At 69.1% G+C, this 18,436-nt stretch carries 21 protein-coding genes and 3 pseudogenes; 8 read left to right on the top strand and 16 right to left on the bottom strand.

Annotated features, from left to right (window positions below):
- Positions 1–149: 149 nt before the first annotated feature.
- On the top strand, positions 150–347 hold the full coding sequence (locus tag ACIBBH_RS31830; RefSeq protein WP_399410545.1) for a hypothetical protein: 198 nt from the start codon (positions 150–152) through the stop codon (positions 345–347).
- A 282-nt stretch (positions 348–629) separates the two neighbouring features.
- Here the strand turns inward: ACIBBH_RS31830 and ACIBBH_RS31825 are convergent, their stop codons facing one another.
- The 3 genes from ACIBBH_RS31825 to ACIBBH_RS31815 all read right to left on the bottom strand — a co-directional run bounded on the left by ACIBBH_RS31825 (position 630) and on the right by ACIBBH_RS31815 (position 3,270).
- Positions 630–1,001 carry a hypothetical protein gene (locus tag ACIBBH_RS31825; protein WP_399410543.1) on the bottom strand — a complete coding sequence of 124 codons (372 nt, stop codon included), beginning with the start codon at positions 999–1,001 and terminating at the stop codon, positions 630–632.
- A 254-nt stretch (positions 1,002–1,255) separates the two neighbouring features.
- Positions 1,256–1,570, bottom strand: coding sequence for a hypothetical protein (locus ACIBBH_RS31820; RefSeq protein ID WP_399410541.1), 315 nt, complete (start codon positions 1,568–1,570; stop codon positions 1,256–1,258).
- On the bottom strand, positions 1,567–3,270 hold the full coding sequence (locus tag ACIBBH_RS31815) for a DHA2 family efflux MFS transporter permease subunit (protein ID WP_399410539.1): 1,704 nt from the start codon (positions 3,268–3,270) through the stop codon (positions 1,567–1,569). The genes ACIBBH_RS31820 and ACIBBH_RS31815 overlap by 4 nt, the downstream gene beginning before the upstream one ends.
- A gap of 67 nt (positions 3,271–3,337) precedes the next feature.
- Here ACIBBH_RS31815 and ACIBBH_RS31810 point away from each other — a divergent pair, with 67 nt between their 5' ends.
- On the top strand, positions 3,338–3,826 hold the full coding sequence (locus tag ACIBBH_RS31810; RefSeq protein ID WP_359185245.1) for a MarR family transcriptional regulator: 489 nt from the start codon (positions 3,338–3,340) through the stop codon (positions 3,824–3,826).
- A 436-nt stretch (positions 3,827–4,262) separates the two neighbouring features.
- Here ACIBBH_RS31810 and ACIBBH_RS31805 read toward each other — a convergent pair whose 3' ends face one another.
- The 8 genes and pseudogenes from ACIBBH_RS31805 to ACIBBH_RS31770 all read right to left on the bottom strand — a co-directional run bounded on the left by ACIBBH_RS31805 (position 4,263) and on the right by ACIBBH_RS31770 (position 7,839).
- Positions 4,263–4,454: a hypothetical protein gene (locus ACIBBH_RS31805; protein WP_399410537.1), complete on the bottom strand. Its 192-nt coding sequence runs from the start codon at positions 4,452–4,454 to the stop codon at positions 4,263–4,265.
- 55 nt (positions 4,455–4,509) lie between these two features.
- The gene (locus tag ACIBBH_RS31800) at positions 4,510–4,695 is read right to left on the bottom strand and encodes a hypothetical protein (RefSeq protein WP_399410535.1); all 186 of its coding nucleotides are present in this window, start codon (positions 4,693–4,695) and stop codon (positions 4,510–4,512) included.
- A gap of 91 nt (positions 4,696–4,786) precedes the next feature.
- Positions 4,787–4,870, bottom strand: a pseudogene (locus ACIBBH_RS31795) (LexA family protein); the annotation flags it as partial.
- 232 nt (positions 4,871–5,102) lie between these two features.
- On the bottom strand, positions 5,103–5,864 hold the full coding sequence (locus ACIBBH_RS31790) for an SMI1/KNR4 family protein (RefSeq protein WP_399410533.1): 762 nt from the start codon (positions 5,862–5,864) through the stop codon (positions 5,103–5,105).
- A 416-nt stretch (positions 5,865–6,280) separates the two neighbouring features.
- Positions 6,281–6,730: a hypothetical protein gene (locus tag ACIBBH_RS31785; protein WP_399410602.1), complete on the bottom strand. Its 450-nt coding sequence runs from the start codon at positions 6,728–6,730 to the stop codon at positions 6,281–6,283.
- 46 nt (positions 6,731–6,776) lie between these two features.
- Positions 6,777–6,965 carry a hypothetical protein gene (locus ACIBBH_RS31780; protein ID WP_399410612.1) on the bottom strand — a complete coding sequence of 63 codons (189 nt, stop codon included), beginning with the start codon at positions 6,963–6,965 and terminating at the stop codon, positions 6,777–6,779.
- A 212-nt stretch (positions 6,966–7,177) separates the two neighbouring features.
- Positions 7,178–7,348 (bottom strand): annotated as a pseudogene (locus ACIBBH_RS31775) (hypothetical protein); the annotation flags it as partial.
- Positions 7,348–7,839, bottom strand: a complete 492-nt coding sequence (locus ACIBBH_RS31770) for a hypothetical protein (protein WP_399410531.1) — start codon at positions 7,837–7,839, stop codon at positions 7,348–7,350. The pseudogene ACIBBH_RS31775 and the gene ACIBBH_RS31770, both read right to left, overlap by 1 nt.
- Positions 7,840–7,930: 91 nt before the next feature.
- Here ACIBBH_RS31770 and ACIBBH_RS31765 point away from each other — a divergent pair, with 91 nt between their 5' ends.
- A complete protein-coding gene (locus tag ACIBBH_RS31765; RefSeq protein WP_399410529.1) occupies positions 7,931–9,517 on the top strand; it encodes an oxidoreductase in 1,587 nt (528 codons plus the stop codon).
- Here the strand turns inward: ACIBBH_RS31765 and ACIBBH_RS31760 are convergent.
- Positions 9,504–11,189, bottom strand: a complete 1,686-nt coding sequence (locus tag ACIBBH_RS31760) for an ISL3 family transposase (protein ID WP_399410528.1) — start codon at positions 11,187–11,189, stop codon at positions 9,504–9,506. The genes ACIBBH_RS31765 and ACIBBH_RS31760 overlap by 14 nt on opposite strands.
- A gap of 264 nt (positions 11,190–11,453) precedes the next feature.
- Here ACIBBH_RS31760 and ACIBBH_RS31755 point away from each other — a divergent pair, with 264 nt between their 5' ends.
- Positions 11,454–11,798 carry a hypothetical protein gene (locus ACIBBH_RS31755; RefSeq protein ID WP_399410526.1) on the top strand — a complete coding sequence of 115 codons (345 nt, stop codon included), beginning with the start codon at positions 11,454–11,456 and terminating at the stop codon, positions 11,796–11,798.
- A gap of 11 nt (positions 11,799–11,809) precedes the next feature.
- Here the strand turns inward: ACIBBH_RS31755 and ACIBBH_RS31750 are convergent, their stop codons facing one another.
- Entirely contained in the window at positions 11,810–12,712 is a 903-nt protein-coding gene (locus tag ACIBBH_RS31750) for a LysR family transcriptional regulator (RefSeq protein ID WP_399410524.1), read from the bottom strand.
- A 206-nt stretch (positions 12,713–12,918) separates the two neighbouring features.
- Here ACIBBH_RS31750 and ACIBBH_RS31745 point away from each other — a divergent pair, with 206 nt between their 5' ends.
- The 3 genes from ACIBBH_RS31745 to ACIBBH_RS31735 all read left to right on the top strand — a co-directional run bounded on the left by ACIBBH_RS31745 (position 12,919) and on the right by ACIBBH_RS31735 (position 14,434).
- A complete protein-coding gene (locus tag ACIBBH_RS31745) occupies positions 12,919–13,065 on the top strand; it encodes a hypothetical protein (RefSeq protein ID WP_327286445.1) in 147 nt (48 codons plus the stop codon).
- 78 nt (positions 13,066–13,143) lie between these two features.
- Positions 13,144–13,455, top strand: a complete 312-nt coding sequence (locus tag ACIBBH_RS31740; RefSeq protein ID WP_060905596.1) for an EthD family reductase — start codon at positions 13,144–13,146, stop codon at positions 13,453–13,455.
- A gap of 109 nt (positions 13,456–13,564) precedes the next feature.
- The gene (locus ACIBBH_RS31735) at positions 13,565–14,434 is read left to right on the top strand and encodes a PhzF family phenazine biosynthesis protein (RefSeq protein ID WP_399410521.1); all 870 of its coding nucleotides are present in this window, start codon (positions 13,565–13,567) and stop codon (positions 14,432–14,434) included.
- An 88-nt stretch (positions 14,435–14,522) separates the two neighbouring features.
- On the opposite strand, the gene ACIBBH_RS31730 is transcribed toward ACIBBH_RS31735, so the two are convergent.
- The 3 genes and pseudogenes from ACIBBH_RS31730 to ACIBBH_RS31720 form a co-directional block, all read right to left on the bottom strand.
- Entirely contained in the window at positions 14,523–15,179 is a 657-nt protein-coding gene (locus tag ACIBBH_RS31730; protein ID WP_399410519.1) for a recombinase family protein, read from the bottom strand.
- A 261-nt stretch (positions 15,180–15,440) separates the two neighbouring features.
- Positions 15,441–15,635, bottom strand: a pseudogene (locus tag ACIBBH_RS31725) (alkene reductase); the annotation flags it as partial.
- 134 nt (positions 15,636–15,769) lie between these two features.
- Positions 15,770–17,038, bottom strand: coding sequence for a helix-turn-helix domain-containing protein (locus ACIBBH_RS31720; protein WP_399410517.1), 1,269 nt, complete (start codon positions 17,036–17,038; stop codon positions 15,770–15,772).
- A 663-nt stretch (positions 17,039–17,701) separates the two neighbouring features.
- Between ACIBBH_RS31720 and ACIBBH_RS31715 the strand changes: the two genes are divergently transcribed.
- Positions 17,702–18,430, top strand: a complete 729-nt coding sequence (locus tag ACIBBH_RS31715) for a PAS domain-containing protein (protein ID WP_399410515.1) — start codon at positions 17,702–17,704, stop codon at positions 18,428–18,430.
- The last annotated feature ends 6 nt before the right edge of the window (positions 18,431–18,436 follow it).

Here is an 18,436-nt window from a genome sequence, read left to right as displayed (position 1 = left end):
TCACCGAGTGCTTCCCGTGGTGTGCGACTGCTTCCGGCGGTGCCCGACTGCTTACTGACGGCCGGCCGGTATGAGTCGCGCGCCGCGAGCCGCGGACAGTCTGTCGAGCCGGACCGCCCTTCGGCATCTCGAAGTCCGCGGCCGACCGGATGCGGCAGCTCACCGGCGAGGGCCTGGACGGGGCGCGGCTGGTCGACGCGGTGCTCATGCCCGGCCAGGGCAACCGCAACCCGGCCGCGCACGAGCCGCGGCTTCACCGCACGATCATCGACGAGGAGTTGCTGGAGCTGCTGACCGCGCTGTCGATGGTGCACCGGCGGCTCGATGGCGCGCGTGTGACGCGCTGAGGTCGGTCGTGGTGCCATCGGGGCCGCCGCGCGCCCGAGGCCGCGCGCCAGGCGGCGCCCCACTTGACCGCGGTTGGGCGGCGGGAGCGGTGTTCTCAGGCAGCGCGGTCGGAGGAGGTGAGGCGCTTCCATGGGCTGGTGCAGTGGGCGAGGTAGAGGGCTGAGGCGGGCGTGTGCGCGGGTACGGGCACTACCGTGTGGGTGGTGCCCCCGATGACGGTGGTCAGGCCGGGCCACGGTTGCGGGCAGGTGCAAACCTGGCCCGGCACAGAGCCGGAAGGCTCACCGGTCACGAGCGGCCTTGTCGGCCGTGGGCCGGGGGCGGCGGCTGTCAGGCTTCCTGCCGACCTGCAGGGTGACGGCATCGAGTTCGCTGTCCTTGTAGGCGGTGCGGATGCCGGAGACGGACATACCGCTGGCCTCGGCAAGCGGTTCAAGCTTGTAGGGGCGGTCGCCGTGGAACTCGCGTGCATAGGCCAGGAGCTGACGGATTTCCAGCTCGGCGGACTCCTTGCGAGCGCGGGCGTTGCCGAGGGCCACCAGCAGGGGATCCTCTTTCAGGTCGTCGCACAGGGCGTCGAGGCTGTCGGCGTACTCCTGACGGTCCTTGAGCGCCTGGTCGAGGACGTCGGGAAAGCACTCCTCGGGGGTCACGCTCCCGGGGTGGGCAGAGGGATGTGGATGGCTGCGATGTCACCGATCAAATCCATATTGCGACCATCGCAAAAAATTGCGCCGTACGCAATGACGTCTTCCCTCGGTAGGCGACGGTGCCGTAGCGGCCATACGGCTTGGCACGTCGCTCGGCTGGTGGACCGCCTGGCTGACGCTTGCCTTTCCGTCGCACCACCGGGCAAGCCGTCTCTGACGACGGATCAGGGCGTGGCGGGGCCCTGGTGCGGTGATGGTCAGGCGATCTGCTGCAGCCGCGGGACGATCACGTGGCGGACGTGGTCCTGGACGGTCTGCATCGGGATGCGCCGCGCCTCGAGGACCACGGTGCCGTGTGGGGCGGCGTGCTGATGCACCGGCGGACGGGACTCCCACTCGACGCCGCTGCCGACCAGGACGGCGATGAACCGGCCGGTGTCCAGCAGGGCGAGGGCCTCCTCGTCGCGGGTCACGCCGACCGCGTTGAAACCGTTGGCCTCGATGATGTCGGTGGAGGCGTCGACCAGGTGCCGCTCGCGGCCGAGGACCAGGACGTTCTTCTCGTTGCTCATACCGTCACCTCGGTGGGCTCGGTGCTGTCGGCGGGCCGCGAGTGCTTGGGCAGGGTCAGGAAGCCGACGGCGGCGATCACCAGGATGCCGGCGTCCAGCAGCAGGACGGTACAGAACGCCGAGGAGTAGCTGACCGAGTCGGCGCGGGCGATGGCCCCGCCGAACGCGCCGGCGGCCTTCGGGTCGTTCTTCAGGCAGATGGCCGGGACCTTGCTCGGGTCGACCGAGTCGGCGCGCTGCTGCACGCAGGTGCGGAAGTCGGCGAGCAGTTGGTCCTGGGAGGTGACGCCGGCACTGCTGAGGGCGGACTTCAGCACCGGGGCGGCCTCGTCGGCGGCGTCGCCGGCCGCGTTGCCGACCTGGGCGAAGAAGAGCACGCCGGTCAGCGCCACACCGAGCGCCATGCCGAGCTGCTGGACGGTGTTCAGCAGGCCGGAGGCGTTGCCCGCCTGCTCGCCGGGGACCTGGCCGAGCAGCAGATCCAGGGTCGGCGCGACGATCAGGCCGAAGCCGATGCCGGAGACGATGTGCACCGGGATGATCTGCCATGACGCCAGGTCGTGGCCGTAGTTGGCGACCAGGACGGAGAAGGCGACGAAGCTGATCGCGTTGACGATGCCGCCGGCCACCAGCACGTTGCGGCCGAACTTGGGGACCAGCTTGTCGGGGGCGTTGCCCGCGCCGATGCCGACGCCGATGGCGAAGGTGGCGGCGGTCAGGCTGGCGTGCATCGGCGTCCAGCCGAGGCCCTGCTGCAGGAAGAGCGTCCAGACGAAGAAGAAGCCGCCGACCGCGATCCAGAACAGGAACCACACCGCCATGCCGATCGAGAACGACCGGGAGCGGAACACTCCGAACTCGACCAGCGCGGAGCCGACCTTGGCGAAGCGGTGCTTCTCGTAGGCGAGGAAGACCGCGAGCAGCACCAGGGCGCCGGCGATCATGCCGTAGGTCCAGGTCGGCCAGCCCAGGCGGCGGCCCTCGGTGAGCGGGTAGACCAGCAGCACCGCGGCCGCGATGGCCAGCGGCATGCCGAGCAGGTCGAGCTTGGGGCGCTGCGCGGCGCGGGACTCGCGGATCACCAGGGCCCCGGCGATCAGCGCGGCGATCCCGACCGGGACGTTCACCAGGAAGATCGGGCGCCACTCCCAGCCGAAGAGGTCCCACTGCACGACCACGCCGCCGAGGGCGAGGCCGAAGACCGCGGAGGAGCCGGTGACCGCGCCGAAGATGGCGACCGCCTTGCCGCGCTCGCTCGGCGGGAAGACCACGTGCAGGATCGCCAGGATCTGGGTGACCATCAGGCCTGCCGCGGCGCCCTGGAGGAAGCGGGAAACGATCAGCATCTCGGGGTTGACCGCGACGCCGCACAGCAGCGAGGCGACGGTGAAGCCGGCCATGCCGATCAGGAAGACGCGCCTGCGTCCGAAGATGTCGCCGAGCCGGCCGCTGAGGATCAGCAGGGCGGCGAAGGAGAGCACGTACGCCGCGATGACCCACTCGATCTGGGCGTAGTCGGCGTGCAGGTCGCGCTGGATGCTCGGGACGGTGACGTTGACGATCGTCGTGTCCACCAGGTCCATGAACCCGGCGATCAGGACGACAGCGAAGGCCAGGCGGCGCTTCGGGTCGGGTGCGGCGCCACCCGGGGCTTCCTGCGGTGGGGCGGCGGGAGTGGTTGCGGAGATGTCTTGAGTCACCGCCCAAGTATGCACTTTGGATGACTATCCCTCAAGGTGATAATTACTCGGAGGTATCATGGCGGGCGTGAGTAACCAATTGCTGTTCGACCACCCCGCCTGCGTGATGACCCACCTCAGCGCCCACGTGCAGGAGCAGCTCGTCGAGGTGCTCGCGCCGCTGGGCATCCACCCCCGCCAGTTCGGCCTGCTCAACCTGCTGATCGAGGAGGACGGCCTCAGTCAGCACCAGCTCGCCGGGCCGCTGAACGTGCACCGCAACGTGATGGTCGGCCTGGTCGACGAGATGGAGCAGCGCGGCCTGGTGGAGCGCCGCCGCCATCCCACCGACCGCCGCGCCCACGCCGTCCACGTGCTCCCGGCCGGCCGCAGCCTGCACGCCGAGGCCGAGGCCCTGGTCAACGGCTTCGAGGCCCGGCTGCTCGGCGGGCTGGAGCCGGACGAGGCGCACACCTTCGTCACCCTGCTCAAGCGGGTCTTCGTGCACGCCGGACTCGACCACGACCTGCACCCCGGACTCCTCGCGTCCGGTGCGGCCCCCGCCGAGCGCCGCTGACGGCAGCGGTGGGGAACAAGGTGGTGCCCTGACGAACGCCGACGGAACGTCCATCGAATGGGCCCGCACCCTCTTGCTCAGTGCCGGTGCGGCCCAGGTGATCGCTTTGACGGTCGGCAAGTACGGATCCCGTCACACCAGGTATGAGCTCCGCCCTGGCACCGTGATCGACCCGTTCGACGTCAACGACCTCACGGCGGCGGACTTTGTGAAGACCACATGCGCCGGAGGAGCGGGGAGGGCCCCGCGGACTCCCTTAGAAGCTGTGTCGTGTCCTGACATGACAAGGTGAGCGTGCCTTCGGTGCAGGTCAGTGCGACTTGGAACGGATGCCGCTATTTCAGGCCGTAACCGGAGGCGATCGCCGAACTCACTGGCTTGCGCGCGCCGGGTGACAGTCTCTACTGAGCGCCGGAAAGGGGCCAGTACGGCCCCGTCAGGCCTGCCGGGGCGGCGGGTTGCTCGTGGATTGCGCGTCCTGCTCCTGTCCGGTCGTGGCGGACCAACTGGCGAGTAGCTTCAGGCCGTCCTCCGCGGCGGTTTTGGGGGGCATGGTCTCCTGATCGAGTTCCAGTTCGCCGACGAGTGGATGGTTGAGGCGTTTGGTGCTCTCGCGGAAGACATGCACGTTGTGCGAGCCCCCATCACGCGGAAGGCGTCGCTGCGGGTGGACAGTTCACCAATCAGGTTCGACAGCTCCCGGTCGTAGGGGTCTTTCCCGCCTCGATGCGCAGCGCGCCCACGGCGAAGCGGGGCATGCGCTCCCAGTCGGTGTAGAACCGTCTGGCTGCGGAGTTGAAGAACGCGAACCGGGCGACGTTCGCCCCGCATGTCGGGTCGGCATACATCTCCGAGCAAACCTGTTGCACGCTGTATTGTCCCTTGCATAGCCGCTGAGCTGCACCGATCCCGTAGGCATCGCGCCGCACCACAGTTCACCCCTATAGAAGCGACGATGTCGCCGTGGTCAGCGCTGTCCTGCCGTCGTACGGTCACGATGTCGCCGTCACAGATCGCCGCGTCGATCATGGAGTCACCGGCCACGGGAAACCGACGAGTTCGCCGAACCTTGGAGGGCACACGCTGGGAACCGGTGGCAAACTGCGCCCGATCACGCGCGGTCTGGCGTGGGTTCGCGTGCTTTGGGGTACGCACCGGTTCAGCCGCGAGGACCTGCTTCTCGGCGAAAATGAACGCAACGCCCCCGAGGGCTCCACTCCGGTCAAGGAGTTCTTCCGAGTCTTGGACGCCTACCGGGGCAGAGTCCACATGAGGCTTAGAAGGGAAGCTCGTCGACCGCGGTCGGCTCGGTCCCCTGCCACTGGGCCCACCGTCCCGGGACGGCGATGCAGGCTGTCGAGAGGTGGGCCAGCGTCGTCCCTCGGACGTGCAGCCAGCACCCGGCCGTCAGCCCGTCCTGCCGCAGTAGAAGTCCGGGAGCAGAGAACCAGCGGACCGGGGACTCGTCACTACCCGTCCACATCGGGTAGTCCGGGAGAGCGACCCGCTGGAAGAGCTGCGGAACCTCGCTCACGACCCCGGCCGGCAATTCGCAAGCGTTGTAGAGGGGACCGTCGCTGAACAGGCACTCGGAGAGGACCAGCTCCACACACGCCAGCGAGACCCTGTCCATGAACGGCTGCCACCCCTCATGCGACTGGACGACGACAGGCGGGTCTGCCTCTCCCAGATCGGACAGGCGCACGCCCCAGAATGCGCACCCCTGGTTCTCGCTGCGGAAGCACAGCACACCCCCGAGGTCGTCGTGCACGAAGAGCTCTGAGGGAGGCAGCATCGGATCCTGTTGCTCGAACAATTCCGGACGCCGGCCGAAGAGCAGGTACGCCTCACGCAGAGCAGCAGGAAGCGACAGGCACAGCTGGCCTTCGACCCGCTTGAGTTCTTCCTCGCCGATGCCGTCGCCGTCGGTCAAGGGTGTGTACCACCCAGCCACGAAGGCCCGGATGAAGTCCCATGCCTCAGCCCGGTCCGATATGCCGTCGTGCATGGCCTCAGCTGCATCGAAGTCGCCCACCATGCGCTGGACCGTACCCGTTCCGCAGAGGTACCGGGAAACGATCACACGGACCCCGGGAAGGGATCTGGCACGGGACGGTTACCCCGCTGGCCAGCGGTACTCGTGAACAGCCGATCAGACCGGACGGGCCTCACGGGGCGATGGGGCCGTTCTTCTTGTCTGGGTGTGCCGAAAGGACGTAGCGAGTGGCGGAGAGGTTGGACAGGCCGAAGAGCTGCATCAGCCGGACGGGGTCGGCGCTGTGGCGCGCCTCGTCGAGTTTACCGACCGCGGGAGCTCGTGATCCGGCTCTGACCTGCGGCGATTCATAGACTACATGTCCGTGACGCAGAGTTGGGGTCGATGCTGTCGCTCGTCCGAGTGATCCGGACGGCGATCACGGCTCGGCGGACTCTCGTGCGTTGTGCCGCCGAGGATCAGTCGGTGGCACCTGCCGAGCGGAGCGAGCGGCCGAGATCGCCGACGAGCAGACGAGGGTGGCGTCGCCACCACCACATGTCGATGGGGTCGAATCCGCTGATCCGGTGGAACTGCGACAAGGCGATGCCGTCGTCGAAGACAGTGGCGGCCCGGAAGCGGTCGTCGAGGGCCTTGATCTGCGGGGTCCATAGGACGATCTCGCGCTCGGCGAGGATCGGCCATGCCTCGTGCAGCCAGTTTCGGCTGTAGAGGTCGTTGGTGTACTCGTCGACCAGGTCGCTGTAACCGTCCTCGACTTTACCCACGAGCCAGGCCCACTTGTCGACCATCTCTTGGACGGTGAATGCCTTGCGCCAGCCGCGTTGATGCAGGACCTCGCCTGCGGCCTGTTCGTTGTGGGGCTCCATAATGCTGGAGCCTGGCATACGGAACGGTCCGGTGACCACAGGTTTCTCCTGGTCACCGGACCGGACTGAGCGGTCCCGCGGGTTGTCAGGTGCCCGCGATCCGGGCTTCGAGGTCGGCGACGCGCCGGTCTTGGAAGCGGAGGTTGGAGCGGGCGGCCTTGAGCCGTTCGTCGAGGGTGCGGTTGTCGGTGGTGAGTTGGCGGACTCGCTGCTTGAGTGTGGTGTTCCCGGTCGTGATCCGCTGGATGGCTTCCTCGGTCCATTCGGTCTGCAAGTCGCGGATCTGGCCGAGGAGTTCGCCGATGCGGGTGCGCTGGGCGAGGATTTCGGCGTGGGCGGCCTTGAGGGCGTCCTCAGCATTGAGTGCGCGCTCGCGCCAAGTCGCCTCGCGCTCATCGTCCTGGTCGGCGAGCGTCCGGACCGGCGGTCTCCGGCCTCGGCCATAGCGGAGGCGACTGCGGCTCTAGCCTCAGGATTGTCGTAGAGGAAGGTGCGGGAGACATCCGCGCGACGGGCGACTGCAGCGACGCTGACCTGGGCCCTCTCACGGCGGAGGCGGGCGATAGCCTCGTGGACACGTTGGAGGGCGGTCTCGGTCCTGCGACGGCGGGCAGCCAGGGCAGCCGCCGTGCGGGGTTCTGGAATGGTGGCGGCCATCATGCGATGTCCCGTTCGGGTTCGTCGTCCACTGTGCACGTATCGCTGTACTCGCCCTGCTCGGCGTCGCCCGCTTCGGCGAGGTCGGCCGCGCGGAAGGCGGTGGACCAGACGCGGTGGCAGTAGTCCTGGGGTTTGCGCAAGTCGAGGGCGAGAGCGTCATCGAGGAGACCGAGGCCGGCCAATGCCTTCTCCAGGCCGTCGATCGCGCGGGCCGTGGGCTCGAAATAGTGGTGAAGGTAGTCGGCGGTGGCGTCGTCGGGGGTGCCTTCAGCCAGCAGCCGCCACTGCTCTCGCTTGCGCCGCCAGTAGAGCAGGTCGGCGCCCGAGAGCACGAACTTGTCGCAGTTGTGGCAGTCGAGGTTCCAGGGGCAGGCGCCGCCGTCGACGACGGGCTGAAAGGTGCAGAACCCGCCCTCGGCAGGAGTGCTGCGGCGGGACAGGTCGATGGCCAGTTCACAGGCTCGGACCGCGGTTGCGTGAAGGGACATGCCCGCGCAGGCGTGCTCGTCGCTGCCTCGTCTGCGGGGTCGGCTGTCAGGTCTTGTCCTGGGTGGGTCCGCACCGACATGATCGTCGATCATGCGTCTTGATGAACTTGGTGCTGCTGAACGTCTGTTGTGGAACTCCTTCCCGCAGGGCACTGCCGTCGATGTCCGCGACGGCACGTCATCGGCGGAATGCGCGATACGGGCCGACGTCATTGAGGCGCTGCTGCTGGGTGCTGGTGCCGATCCCGCCCCGGGTGACCGCCCGGCACTCCGCCTCACCGGCGCCCGCATCGCAGGCAGCCTGGATCTGCGATTCGCCGAGGTTGCCGTGCCGGTTGTCCTGACCGATTGCCGGTTCGACGAAGTACCCCTGCTGCAGGGCGCCAGGCTCCGCGAATTGGTCCTCCCCGGAAGCTCCCTGCCGGGTCTTGCCGCCGACATGGCCCAGATCGAGGGCCGACTGGTGCTGTCCCGATGCCACCTGACCGGACCCCTCATACTGAACCGCGCCGAGATCCACGGTGACCTGGACCTCCGCGACACCGTGGTCACGGCACCGGGGTCCGAGGCGATATCCGCGGTCCATGTCGCCGTGGACGGCGACGTGCTGTGCACCAACCTGGCTGTCCAGGGAGGATTCCGCGTATCCGGTGCCTCCATCGACGGGGAGTTCGACCTGGAGGGCGCCTGCCTGAGCAATCCCGACGGCAACGCGCTGGACGCCTACCATGTCCAGATCACCGAGGACTTCACCTTCCACCCGGGCTTCAGAGCCGAGGGGCGGATCATCCTGTCCGGTGCCGTGGTCTCGGCCGCGATCGGCTTCTGCGGCGCCGTTCTGAACAACGCCGGCGACGTCGCGCTGGAGGCTGTCGACGTTCATGTCACCCGCAATTTCGACCTCGGGCGGGGCCTCGCCGTCAACGGCGGCATCCAGCTTGACGGCAGCAACATCGGTACGCAGCTCAGCTTCCGCGACATCACGCTCACACATCCTGGCGAGACCGCCTTGTCTCTGCGGATGACCCAGGCCCGGGAGACAGATCTGCGTACCCAGCGGCCGATCGACGGCACCGTCGATGCACGCAACGCCCATCTGGGCACCCTGTACGACACCCCGGACACCTGGCCGGCAGACATCCGGCTGACCGAGACCACTTACGACGCCCTCGCATCCCCCCTGGCAGCGGCCGAACGGCTCGACTGGCTCCGGCGCGGTGCCGAGGGCTATGTCCCGCAGCCGTACGAACAGCTCGCAGCCGCGTACCGGCGGCTCGGACACGAGGACGAAGCACGCACGGTGCTGCTGGCCAAGCAACGCCATCGGCGAGCTACGCTTCCCCCGCACATCCGCGTCTGGGGTTACATCCAGGACACGACCGTCGGCTACGGCTACCGGCCTCTGCGCGCCGGCCTCTGGCTCATGGCTCTTCTCGCCTGTGGTGCGATCTTCTTCGCAGTCCATTCCCCCGCACCGCTCGAAGCGGGAAAGGCACCGCCGTTCAACGCCGTCTTCTACACGCTCGACCTGCTGGTCCCCATTATCACCTTCGGGCAGGAGGCGGCTTTCGCACCACGAGGCATCGGACAATGGCTTGCCTACGGGCTGACCGCTGCTGGCTGGGTCCTCGCCACAACCGTCACCGCCGGCATCTCACGGGCAATCACCCGTCAGTGAGACGAAACCACCAGCCGCGGCCGAATTCCAGCATTCGCGAAAGCCCAGGAAACGGCTCTATCCGCGACTCCGTGCAGGTCATGGCTGGGTGAGGATCCGGGCCCGGAGGAGTTCGAATGAAGCCCGGCCGCATAGCCCGCTTGAGTGTTTTCACCCGGTTCACATGGCCTTCGACGACTCCGGAACTCCAGGGGAGGGTGATGCCGGCGGCGACGGCGTCGAGGTCCTGGCGGAGGGAGCCGGCGAAGCCCCGCATCGGCTTCGGAGCGTCCTGCTCGGCTTGGCGGATCCACTCCAGCAGCAGGTATCCGCGCCGGTGACGGACGAGATCGGCGAACGCGCGGGCGAGGTCGCAGGCTCGGGTGATGTCCGGGCAGGCGAGCCGGACCTCCAGCAGTCGCTTGTCCTGGCTTTCGGTGAGGGTCTCGCGGGGCCGCATGATCCACGAGGTGATCTTGCGTGGGTTGGGGATGTCGGCCCGGACCGGTTCGGCGGTGCCCGCCCGCAGGGCGGCGAGGTGTTTGCGGACGACCTGGCGGCTGCCCCGATAACCGCGTTCGCGGACCTCCAGGAACAGGCGGGTGCCGCTGACCTGGCCCTGAGTCTCGGTGAAGCGGGCGTTGAGGTACGCCTTGAACGGCTCCAGCACGCCGTTCGGGCGGCGGTCGCGGGCGGAGGCCAGCAACTGGTCGAGGTCGGTGTCGCGGAAGCGGCGCACGGTCTTGCGGTCGAGATTCAGACGGCGGGCGATGGCACTGACGGTCCAGCCCTTCTCCACCAGGCGGTGGACGTCCTCATGGCGATGGCGGGTCCGTTCGATAATCTGGGTGCCGGGTAGTTCCGGCACGGGCAGTTCCATCGGCACCGGCTTCGGAACCGGCGGCACGGTCTCCTGCTCGGCGGGTTTGCGCAGGCAGTCGCGGTGCTGATGACAGGTCTTCTCCACCGCGGCGGACAAGTTCTGAAGCAAATGCCAGCGATCGGCAACTTCGAGGGCGTTCGGGGCCGCCTCTCTGACCGCCTTCGTATAGGCGGTGGCCCGGTCGCGGCAGATGATCTCCGCTCCGGGATGCTCCGTCAGCCAGGCCGCGAACGTCTCCGAGGTGCGGTCGGGCAGCACGTCCACGACCCGGCCGGCTTCGACGTCGACCAGGACGGTGCCGTAGGCGCAGCCCTTGCGGAAGGCGAACTCGTCCACTCCCAGCACCAGTGGGGCACGGTCTTGAACCGGCGGCGCCGTCAGCAGCCTGAGCAGTCGGGTCCGGCCCGCGGCCACCCGCAGGCGGCGGCACAGCCGCGCGGCAGGACGGCCGCCCAGCTCCACCGCGATGGACTGCAGCCAGCCCGTCAGCCCGGTGCTCGACCGGCTGTGCCGCTCGGTCAGACCGGCGATCTGCTCAACGAACGTTCTGCGGGAACAGCTCCTGCGGTCGCAGAAGTACCGTCGCACCCGGAGCCGGACCACGACCCGTCGGGAGCCCAACGGACGCTCGTCCAGGGCACGTTGGTACGAGCTGTGCACGCGTCTTGCCCGCTTCCGGCAGTCCGGGCACAGGCCCGGCCGACCGGTGGACACCGCCTCCACCACCAAGGTGTCGGAGGAGTCGCTCACGCCCTCCACTCGCACACCGATTCCGGGAAACAGCACATCCTCGACCGTCTTGCTCGCCACGGCATGAAACACCTTGCCGAAACGATCCGCCGTTCCGGACCCTGGCCTGCGGATTCACGGAACCGCGGACAGAGCCCAGCAGGTCCTGGCCGAGCCAGCGTGCGCGAAGAGGCTCACCGGCGAGGACCGGCGCGGCCTGACCGCCAACGTCAACCCGTACGGAACGTTCCGCCTCGACATGGACAAGCGCCTCGACCTGGGGCTGTCCACTGCCGTGCCCCACCCCCGCACTACCCCCTCCGCTCGATCGACCACGGAGCCACGATGAAGGACTTCGCCGACCGCACCGACCCCCGGATGAACGAGGCCGCGTGGCGCGCCCTCGACCTGACGCGCGCCTACGTCGCACGCGACCGCACCGCGATCGTCGAGCACCTCGCGGACCTGGAGGAGGACCAGCTGACGTTCGCCGGAGGCGTGCTCATCACGATGTACAACGACACCCGCGAGGTCCTGCGGAACACCGGGCGCCCGCACAATCCGGCGACCGTGGTGCGCGAGGTCGACGCGGTGGCCCGATTCGCGCCGACCGACCACGAGTTCGCCGTCACCACGGCCGCCCGGCGCAAGGTCTTCGGTCTCGCCACCGCAGACGTCCGTCTCGCTTGACCTCTTGCGCGTCAGTCCGGCAGCCAGTGCAGCTCGTGCGCCAGGGTTTTGGCGACGGCACGGATGCGGCGGTGTAGTGGCGACTGCTCGCGTGGGAGGACCAGGTGGATCGTCAGGCTGGGCGCGCCCCGCAGCGGTCGCCAGGTGAGACCGGCCGGTGATGCCGTGACCGCGGCTTCTCCGGCCGGGGCGAGGGTGACCCCGTCGCGCAGGTCGCGCTGAGACATGTCGAAAGAGACTGCGGGCGTGTGGAATCGGGGGTGTGGTCGGGTGTCTAGGAACAGTGCGGACAGCTGATCGTGGATCACGGGGTTGGCCGCACGGTCCGGGAGCCGCAGCGGATACGCGGCCGCGTCGGCGATCTCGATCTCCGGGTGTTCGGCCAGCGGATGGTGCTGCGCCAGCTGGACCCCGATGCGCTCACGCCGCAGCAGGAACCGGCGCACGCCACGGCCCGGCTGTTCACCGCGGGTGATCCCGGCATCGATGCGGCCGTCGGCGACCGCGGGGGATATCTCCGGTGTCGCCATCGGGACCGCGCCGACCTCAAGTCCGCTGTTGCCGCGAATCAGCCTGTCCACCAGGGCCGGTGCCGTCTCGGCCCCGGCGCTGAGACTGTATCCGATGCGCAGCGTGCCCAGTTCACCGGCCGCCGCGCTCCGGGCGGTGTCCCATGCCCGGTCCAGCGCCGCCAGCGCGGGCGGCGCGGACTCCGCCAAAGCCGCACCGGCCGTGGTCAATACGACGCTACGCGTGTTGCGGACCAGCAGGGCCGTACCGAGTTCCGCCTCCAATCGGCGCATCCGGGCGCTGAGTGCGGGCTGTGCGATACCGATCCGTGCGGCCGCGCGGGTGAAGTTCAACTCCTGCGCCAGCACCAGGAAGTACCGCAGGCTCACCGTATCCGGCGCCACGTGCCCTCCCTGCCGATTGATAACGATCCGTTCTGAGCCTATCCCGTACCGGTCTTTCCCTCGACCGCACATCAAGCCCTAACCTGCGCATATGTCGATTCAACTGACCGCAGTACTGGACCTCGCACTCACACACACCGCCGATTTCGAGTCCGCCCTCACGGCTCTCGCGAAGGCCGCGGCCACCGAGCCCGGTGTGCTCGACTATGGATTCTGGCGCGACCCGACCCACCCGGGCCCTCCCCGATGTCGTAGCCTTCGTCGGCGACCTCCCGCTGTGGCTGGCCACCGACTCCCACGCGCTCCTCGAAACCACCTCCGTCCTCACCCAGATCCCGATGCTCCGCACCTAGCGAGGTCGGCGGCAGTTCTTAGCAGGAGCTCCCAGGTCACCGGGAGTGTTACGGTCTCGTCTCTGGACGGAGGTCGTCATGCATAAGTTGGTGGTCCTGTATTCCAAGCCCGCCGACCCTGACCACTTCCGCGACTACTACGTGACCAACCACCTTCCACTGGTCATGAATTGGCCCGGCCTGCTTGCGTGGCGCTACAGCTTCGACGTGGCGGCGACCAAGGGAGAAGCGCCGTATTTCGCGGTCTTCGAAGGCGACTTCGCTGACGCCGCCGCCATGGCCGCGGCACGGGCGTCGCCACAAGGCCAGCGGGTGGCCGCCGATGTCGCCAACTACGCCACCGGCGGTGCGGTCATCATCCACTATCCGGTGCAGGACGGCACCGGCTGAGGCAGGCCGGTACGCTCCGGGACGCGTTCGGTCGGCCGTTGCGGCCAGGTCCCGCTATCGGCGGACGCCGTTCGCGGTTGCCGGTTCGTTGAGCGTCAAAGGTGGGCCGATGTCCTGGCCGGATGTCACGGTGGTTGATGCGTGCGTGCGGCGCGACGGCCGGGGCGGTAGCCCCACGTCCGTCACCGACGACGACCCGGCGGCGACGGACGCAGACCGGCGTGCGGTCGCTGCTGCGGCCGGCACCTCGCACGCGGCGTTCCTCGGCCCGGGGCGGACGCCGGACGGTGGCTGGCCGGTCCGGTTCTTCACCGCCACCGCCGAACTGTCCGGCTGCGGCCACGGCACCGTTGCCGCGCAGGCCGTCCGGTTGACCCGCACCGCGCTGGGCGAGCTGAACGACCGCCAACACACCGGCGGGCGCACGTTCGACACCGTCGCGATCCGCCGCCCCGCCGGCATCGAGGTGTGGTTCGACCAGGGCCTCGTCGCGCTGCGTCACCCGGCACCGGACGAGCGCGCCGCGATCGTCGCCGCGCTCGGGCTCACCGCGGACGACCCGCATCCGACCGACGCGCCACGGATCGCCGCGCCCGGCGCACCACGCATGCTGGTACCGGTCCACGACCGGTCGGCGCTGCTCCGAGTCCACCCACACCTCGGCAGGCTGACAGCGGCGTGCCAGCGGTACGGGCTCCTCGGCTGTTTCGTGTACGTACCGCCGGTGGGCGACCGACCGGGTGCGGCGCGGATGTTCGCGCCGGCGATCGGTGTCGACGAGGACGTCGCCAACGCCAACAGCACCGGCTGTCTGGCCGCCCACCTGCTCGACACGACAGGGGCGCAGACGGTCGCGATCGAGGTGGAGCAGGGCGACACCTTCGGTCGACCGGCCAGCGTGCTCGCTTCGGCCCGACGCGGGCCGGCGGGCATCACGACCCGGGTCGGCGGGTTAGCGGTGGTCCGCGACGGACACTGAGGCGACGACTAGACCGTCCTCTTCTGCGATCCGCGCATGGGGCTGGGGCTGTCCGCTGCGGTCAAGCGTTGGCACCCGGTGGCGGGCGTCAGCGGGACGCGGTGTCGAGGGCGCGGCTGAGTGTCCATCGGGAGACGCGCAGCTTGGCGGTGACGGCGGTTCGGGTTTGTCCGGCGCCGAGCAGGATGCGGGCGTCGGTGATCTGTTCGGAGGTCAGGGCGCGAGGACGGCCGCCGACGCGGCCTCGGGCGCGGGCGGCGTCGAGGCCTTCGCGGGTGCCTGTGACGATCTGCTGACGTTGGAACTTGGCGATGGCGGCGAACACGGTGAAGATCAGTTCGCCGCACATGTCGTCGCTGGTGTCGAGCAATGCCGTCGAGGGTGCGGAAGTGGCGGCCGTTGGCGTGCAGGTCGTCTTCGACGATGGCGAGGAGTGCATGCCGACCCCTCCTTCCGGCCGTGTGTATGGCCCTGCACCGCTTCGGGGCATCTGAGGAGTGGTGCCTTCGTAGCCTTCACCCGCCGTCAGGCGTTTCACTGCCTGCGTGGCGCGGAACGTCTTCAGCGCCTCCCTTACCAGGCTCAGGAGCTGCAAAACGCGCTCCCCCGCCGTGCTCTTCGTGTCCTTCTCCACCACCGTGCGGTTCCCCATCATGGTCCGCGCGTTGGCGATGCTGAGCGTGCCGGCGTTCAGGTCGATGTCCGACCACCTCAGGCCGCAGACCTCCGCCGGACGGAGCCCCATCAGGGACAGCAGCAGCGGCGCGTACAGCCGGTCCCCACGGACTGGTGACCGTGAATGTAGCCGGCGAAGTGCACATCCCGCTGAAGGCCCGCAAGGCGGAACCAACGCGGATCCTGTGCCTGTGGGTTGAGCCTTCGAACACCTCCCCCAACGGCACGGGAGCCTCGTACGTTGCGGGCATCGATCCCGTCACCCGATCAGTGGCCACGCTGAAAGAGCTCACTGGACCGTCTCTCTACAAAGCGGTCAGCCGACGACGATCAGCGCGCGGGGCACCGGAGCGGGCTGCGGCCGGGTCGGGGTGAACACGTCCCCGACGGCGGACACGGCCGACGGGGCGACGGGCAGTGTCCCGGTCGTGTCCAGGTGCGAGACCCGGCCACCGTGCATGATCCGGGCGAAGATCCGGCCGCCGTTGGTGTGCGCGGCAGCGGTCACCTGACGCCAGGAGGCGACCCACCCGGGACGCGCTCGACGAGCTGATGACGACGGCTCGACGGCACCGTGAGACCCTGCGCGTCGCCCTGGCCGAACAGGGGCCGAGCGTCGGGACCCCGCACAACGGACCCGCTCACGACACGCGGTGTACCTCAACCCGACGCACGCGGCGCGCCGTCGTCGGCGTTCGCCGCGTGCGGGAGGCGCAGGTCCGCCAGCGTCTGGGCCAGAGACTGCCAGACGTGCGCGGCCAGGTCCAGGTTCTGGGACTCCGTCGCCTGGCGGCCCAGCCGTTGCAGGACGGCGATGCCCTCCTCCACACGCCCGGACAGGATCAACAGCCGGCCGTCGAGGACCGACAGTCGCACCCGGTCCCGATAGGGCAGCCGCAGGTCCTCCTCGGCCAGCAGCGCGCCGGCGATCGTCCGGGCCTCGTCCGGCCGGCCCCGGTGGAAGGCCAGGTGTGCCTGCAGAGCACGCAGTTCCTGGGCCTGCACGGGGTTGCCGATCAGGTCCACCACGGACCCGGCCTCGGCCAACCAGACCTCGGCGGCGGCCAGTTGGGGCGGTGCCAGTTCGAGCGCGGCCGCGGTGGCCGCGAGCCGCAGCCGGGTCCACAGGGGCAGGTTGTCCGTGCTCTCGAGGAGCTGGAGGGCCGTCTTCAGTCGGGTCCGGGCGGCGGCGTGGTCGCCCTGGCGGCTGCAGACCGTGGCGGCGGTCCACCATCCCTCGGCCGCCTGCGCCGGTGCGGCCACGGGCAGCAGGTCCCGCTCGAGTTCGTCGACGTGCCGTGCGGCCGCGTCCAGTCTGCCCAGCTCTGCCTCGATGTCGATCAGCACCGTCAGTGCGGCCATCGTGTCGGACACGGACAGGTCCTCGGAGCGCGCGATCGCGAACGCCCGGGCGGCCGCCGGTTCTGCTGTGCGCATGTCGCCCAGGGCCCGGGTGCAGCGGGCGTACGCCACGAGCGAGCGCACCCGCAGTTCCGGCACCTCCAACCGCTCGCTCAGCTCGACGAGTTGCAGCAGACGCTCCCGTTCCTGCGCGTAGTCGCCGGCGCGGCCGGCGGTGCGGCTCAGCAGCCACAGCGCCTGCCAGCGGGCGACAGGATCGTCACCCGCGTCCTCGGCGACCACCCGGCTGAGGGCGGCGACGTCGCACGTGCCGTACGGTGCCGACAACACGACCGCCAGTTCACAGGTCAGGGACCGTTGAGGCGACGGGGCGGTCAGCACGGACGCGTCGACACCCAACCGCTCGGCGAGATACGCCGTCGCACGCTCGGTGGGCCGGCGTTCACCCGACTCCAGGCGCGACAGGTACCCCGTCGACATGCCGTCACCGACCAGCCCTGCCTGGCTCAGCCCCCGCTCCAGCCGGAGCCGCTTGAGCCGACGGCCGAAGTGCGGCTGCTCGAGCATCTCCCCACCTCTGCTCCCGTGACTGCGCCAGACCTCCGCCCTCGGCCTGTTCGATCGGAGACCTGAAGTTGTCAACACTTTACGAAGCCCGAGAAAGGGCTTGCAAGACAATTACCGATCATCAACTCCCCAGTTCAGCTCGCGTGTTGCGGTGCGAGGGCCTATGTCGGCCCGCCCGGTTGCGGGCCAACTGTGGCTTCACGTACGGGAGTTGACACGTTGTCCAGGTCACCTGGCAAACCCTTGCCAAGGTGGTTGCAGCACTTTAGCCTCGAAGGCGCTGAACTGACGCGACTCCCCCATTCGTCTCATGGAGGTTTCCGTGCCACACCCTGCCCGCCCAGGGCCGACGCAGAGATCCTCTCCGCTCGCTCCACGGCCGAGCCCGATCTCCGGACCGAGCGAGGGGCTCCGACGGCCGTGACAACGTTATCCAGCCACCGGCTGATCCTCACCGGGTGCATCCGCTCACCCTTACCAGCGGTCCGGGGTCCGCCGTTCGCGCCGACCCTCCCCCATCCCGACGGAACCACAGACCACGTCCGCCGACGAGGTGGCACGCCTGTGCACCGGACCCCCGCCGACACCCCGGCACCGACGCGCCGGTCCGTTCCGCGCCCACCCCCCTCCACCCCCCATGCGCACCAAAAGGACGGTACGTCCGTGGCGACCACGAGTTTCCCCGACGCCTCGCCCCGTAAGCACCACCGGGCCGCCCCGCCGGCTCCCCCCGCGCTCCGCCCCTCCCTGACGAACAGCCCGCGTCCCGCTTCCGCGTCGAGAGCCGTCTGCACGGTCCGCGCCCTTCCGGACCACCTTGTCATCACGGCCGCAGAGCCGGAATTCGCCCGGCAATTCGGCCTCAGCACAGGGGAGATATGCGGGTACCGGCTCCTCGACCTCCTGCATTCAGCCGTGCCCGACCGTCTGCGGGAACAATTCATCGCTCTCTCCTCGGGCCGTCGCCCCCAATTCACCGAAAAGGTCACCGGAAAGGACGGAGCCGGCGCATTCTTCCACGCGGACATGACCGCCATCGCCGTGCGCGGCCTGACCGGTGAGACGTCCGGCGCCGTCGTCCTCCTGCACCACCCCGCCCCCGCCACCACCGCACCACCGCAGGACACCGCACCGACGGCGGTCGACGACGGACCGGTTCTCAGCGCGCTCGACGCGCAGGTGCTGGAGGGCGTGGCACGCGGCGAGTCGACGGTGCAACTCGCCTCGCGCCTGTACCTGAGCCGTCAGGGCATCGAGTACCGCATCGGTCAGATGCTGCGGAGGTTCGACACCCCCAACCGGCCCGCGCTGGTCTCCCGCGCACATGCGCTGGGCATGTTCGCCGCCGGCCAGTGGCCGCCACGCGTACTGCCGGCGCGCGTCAAGCCGTAGGAGCGG

The sequence above is a fragment of the Streptomyces sp. NPDC051636 genome (assembly GCF_044453765.1).
In the GTDB taxonomy this organism is placed as follows: Bacteria; Actinomycetota; Actinomycetes; order Streptomycetales; family Streptomycetaceae; genus Streptomyces.
Note: the sequence above shows the minus strand (reverse complement) of the source record. Positions and strands in the feature narration are given on the sequence as shown.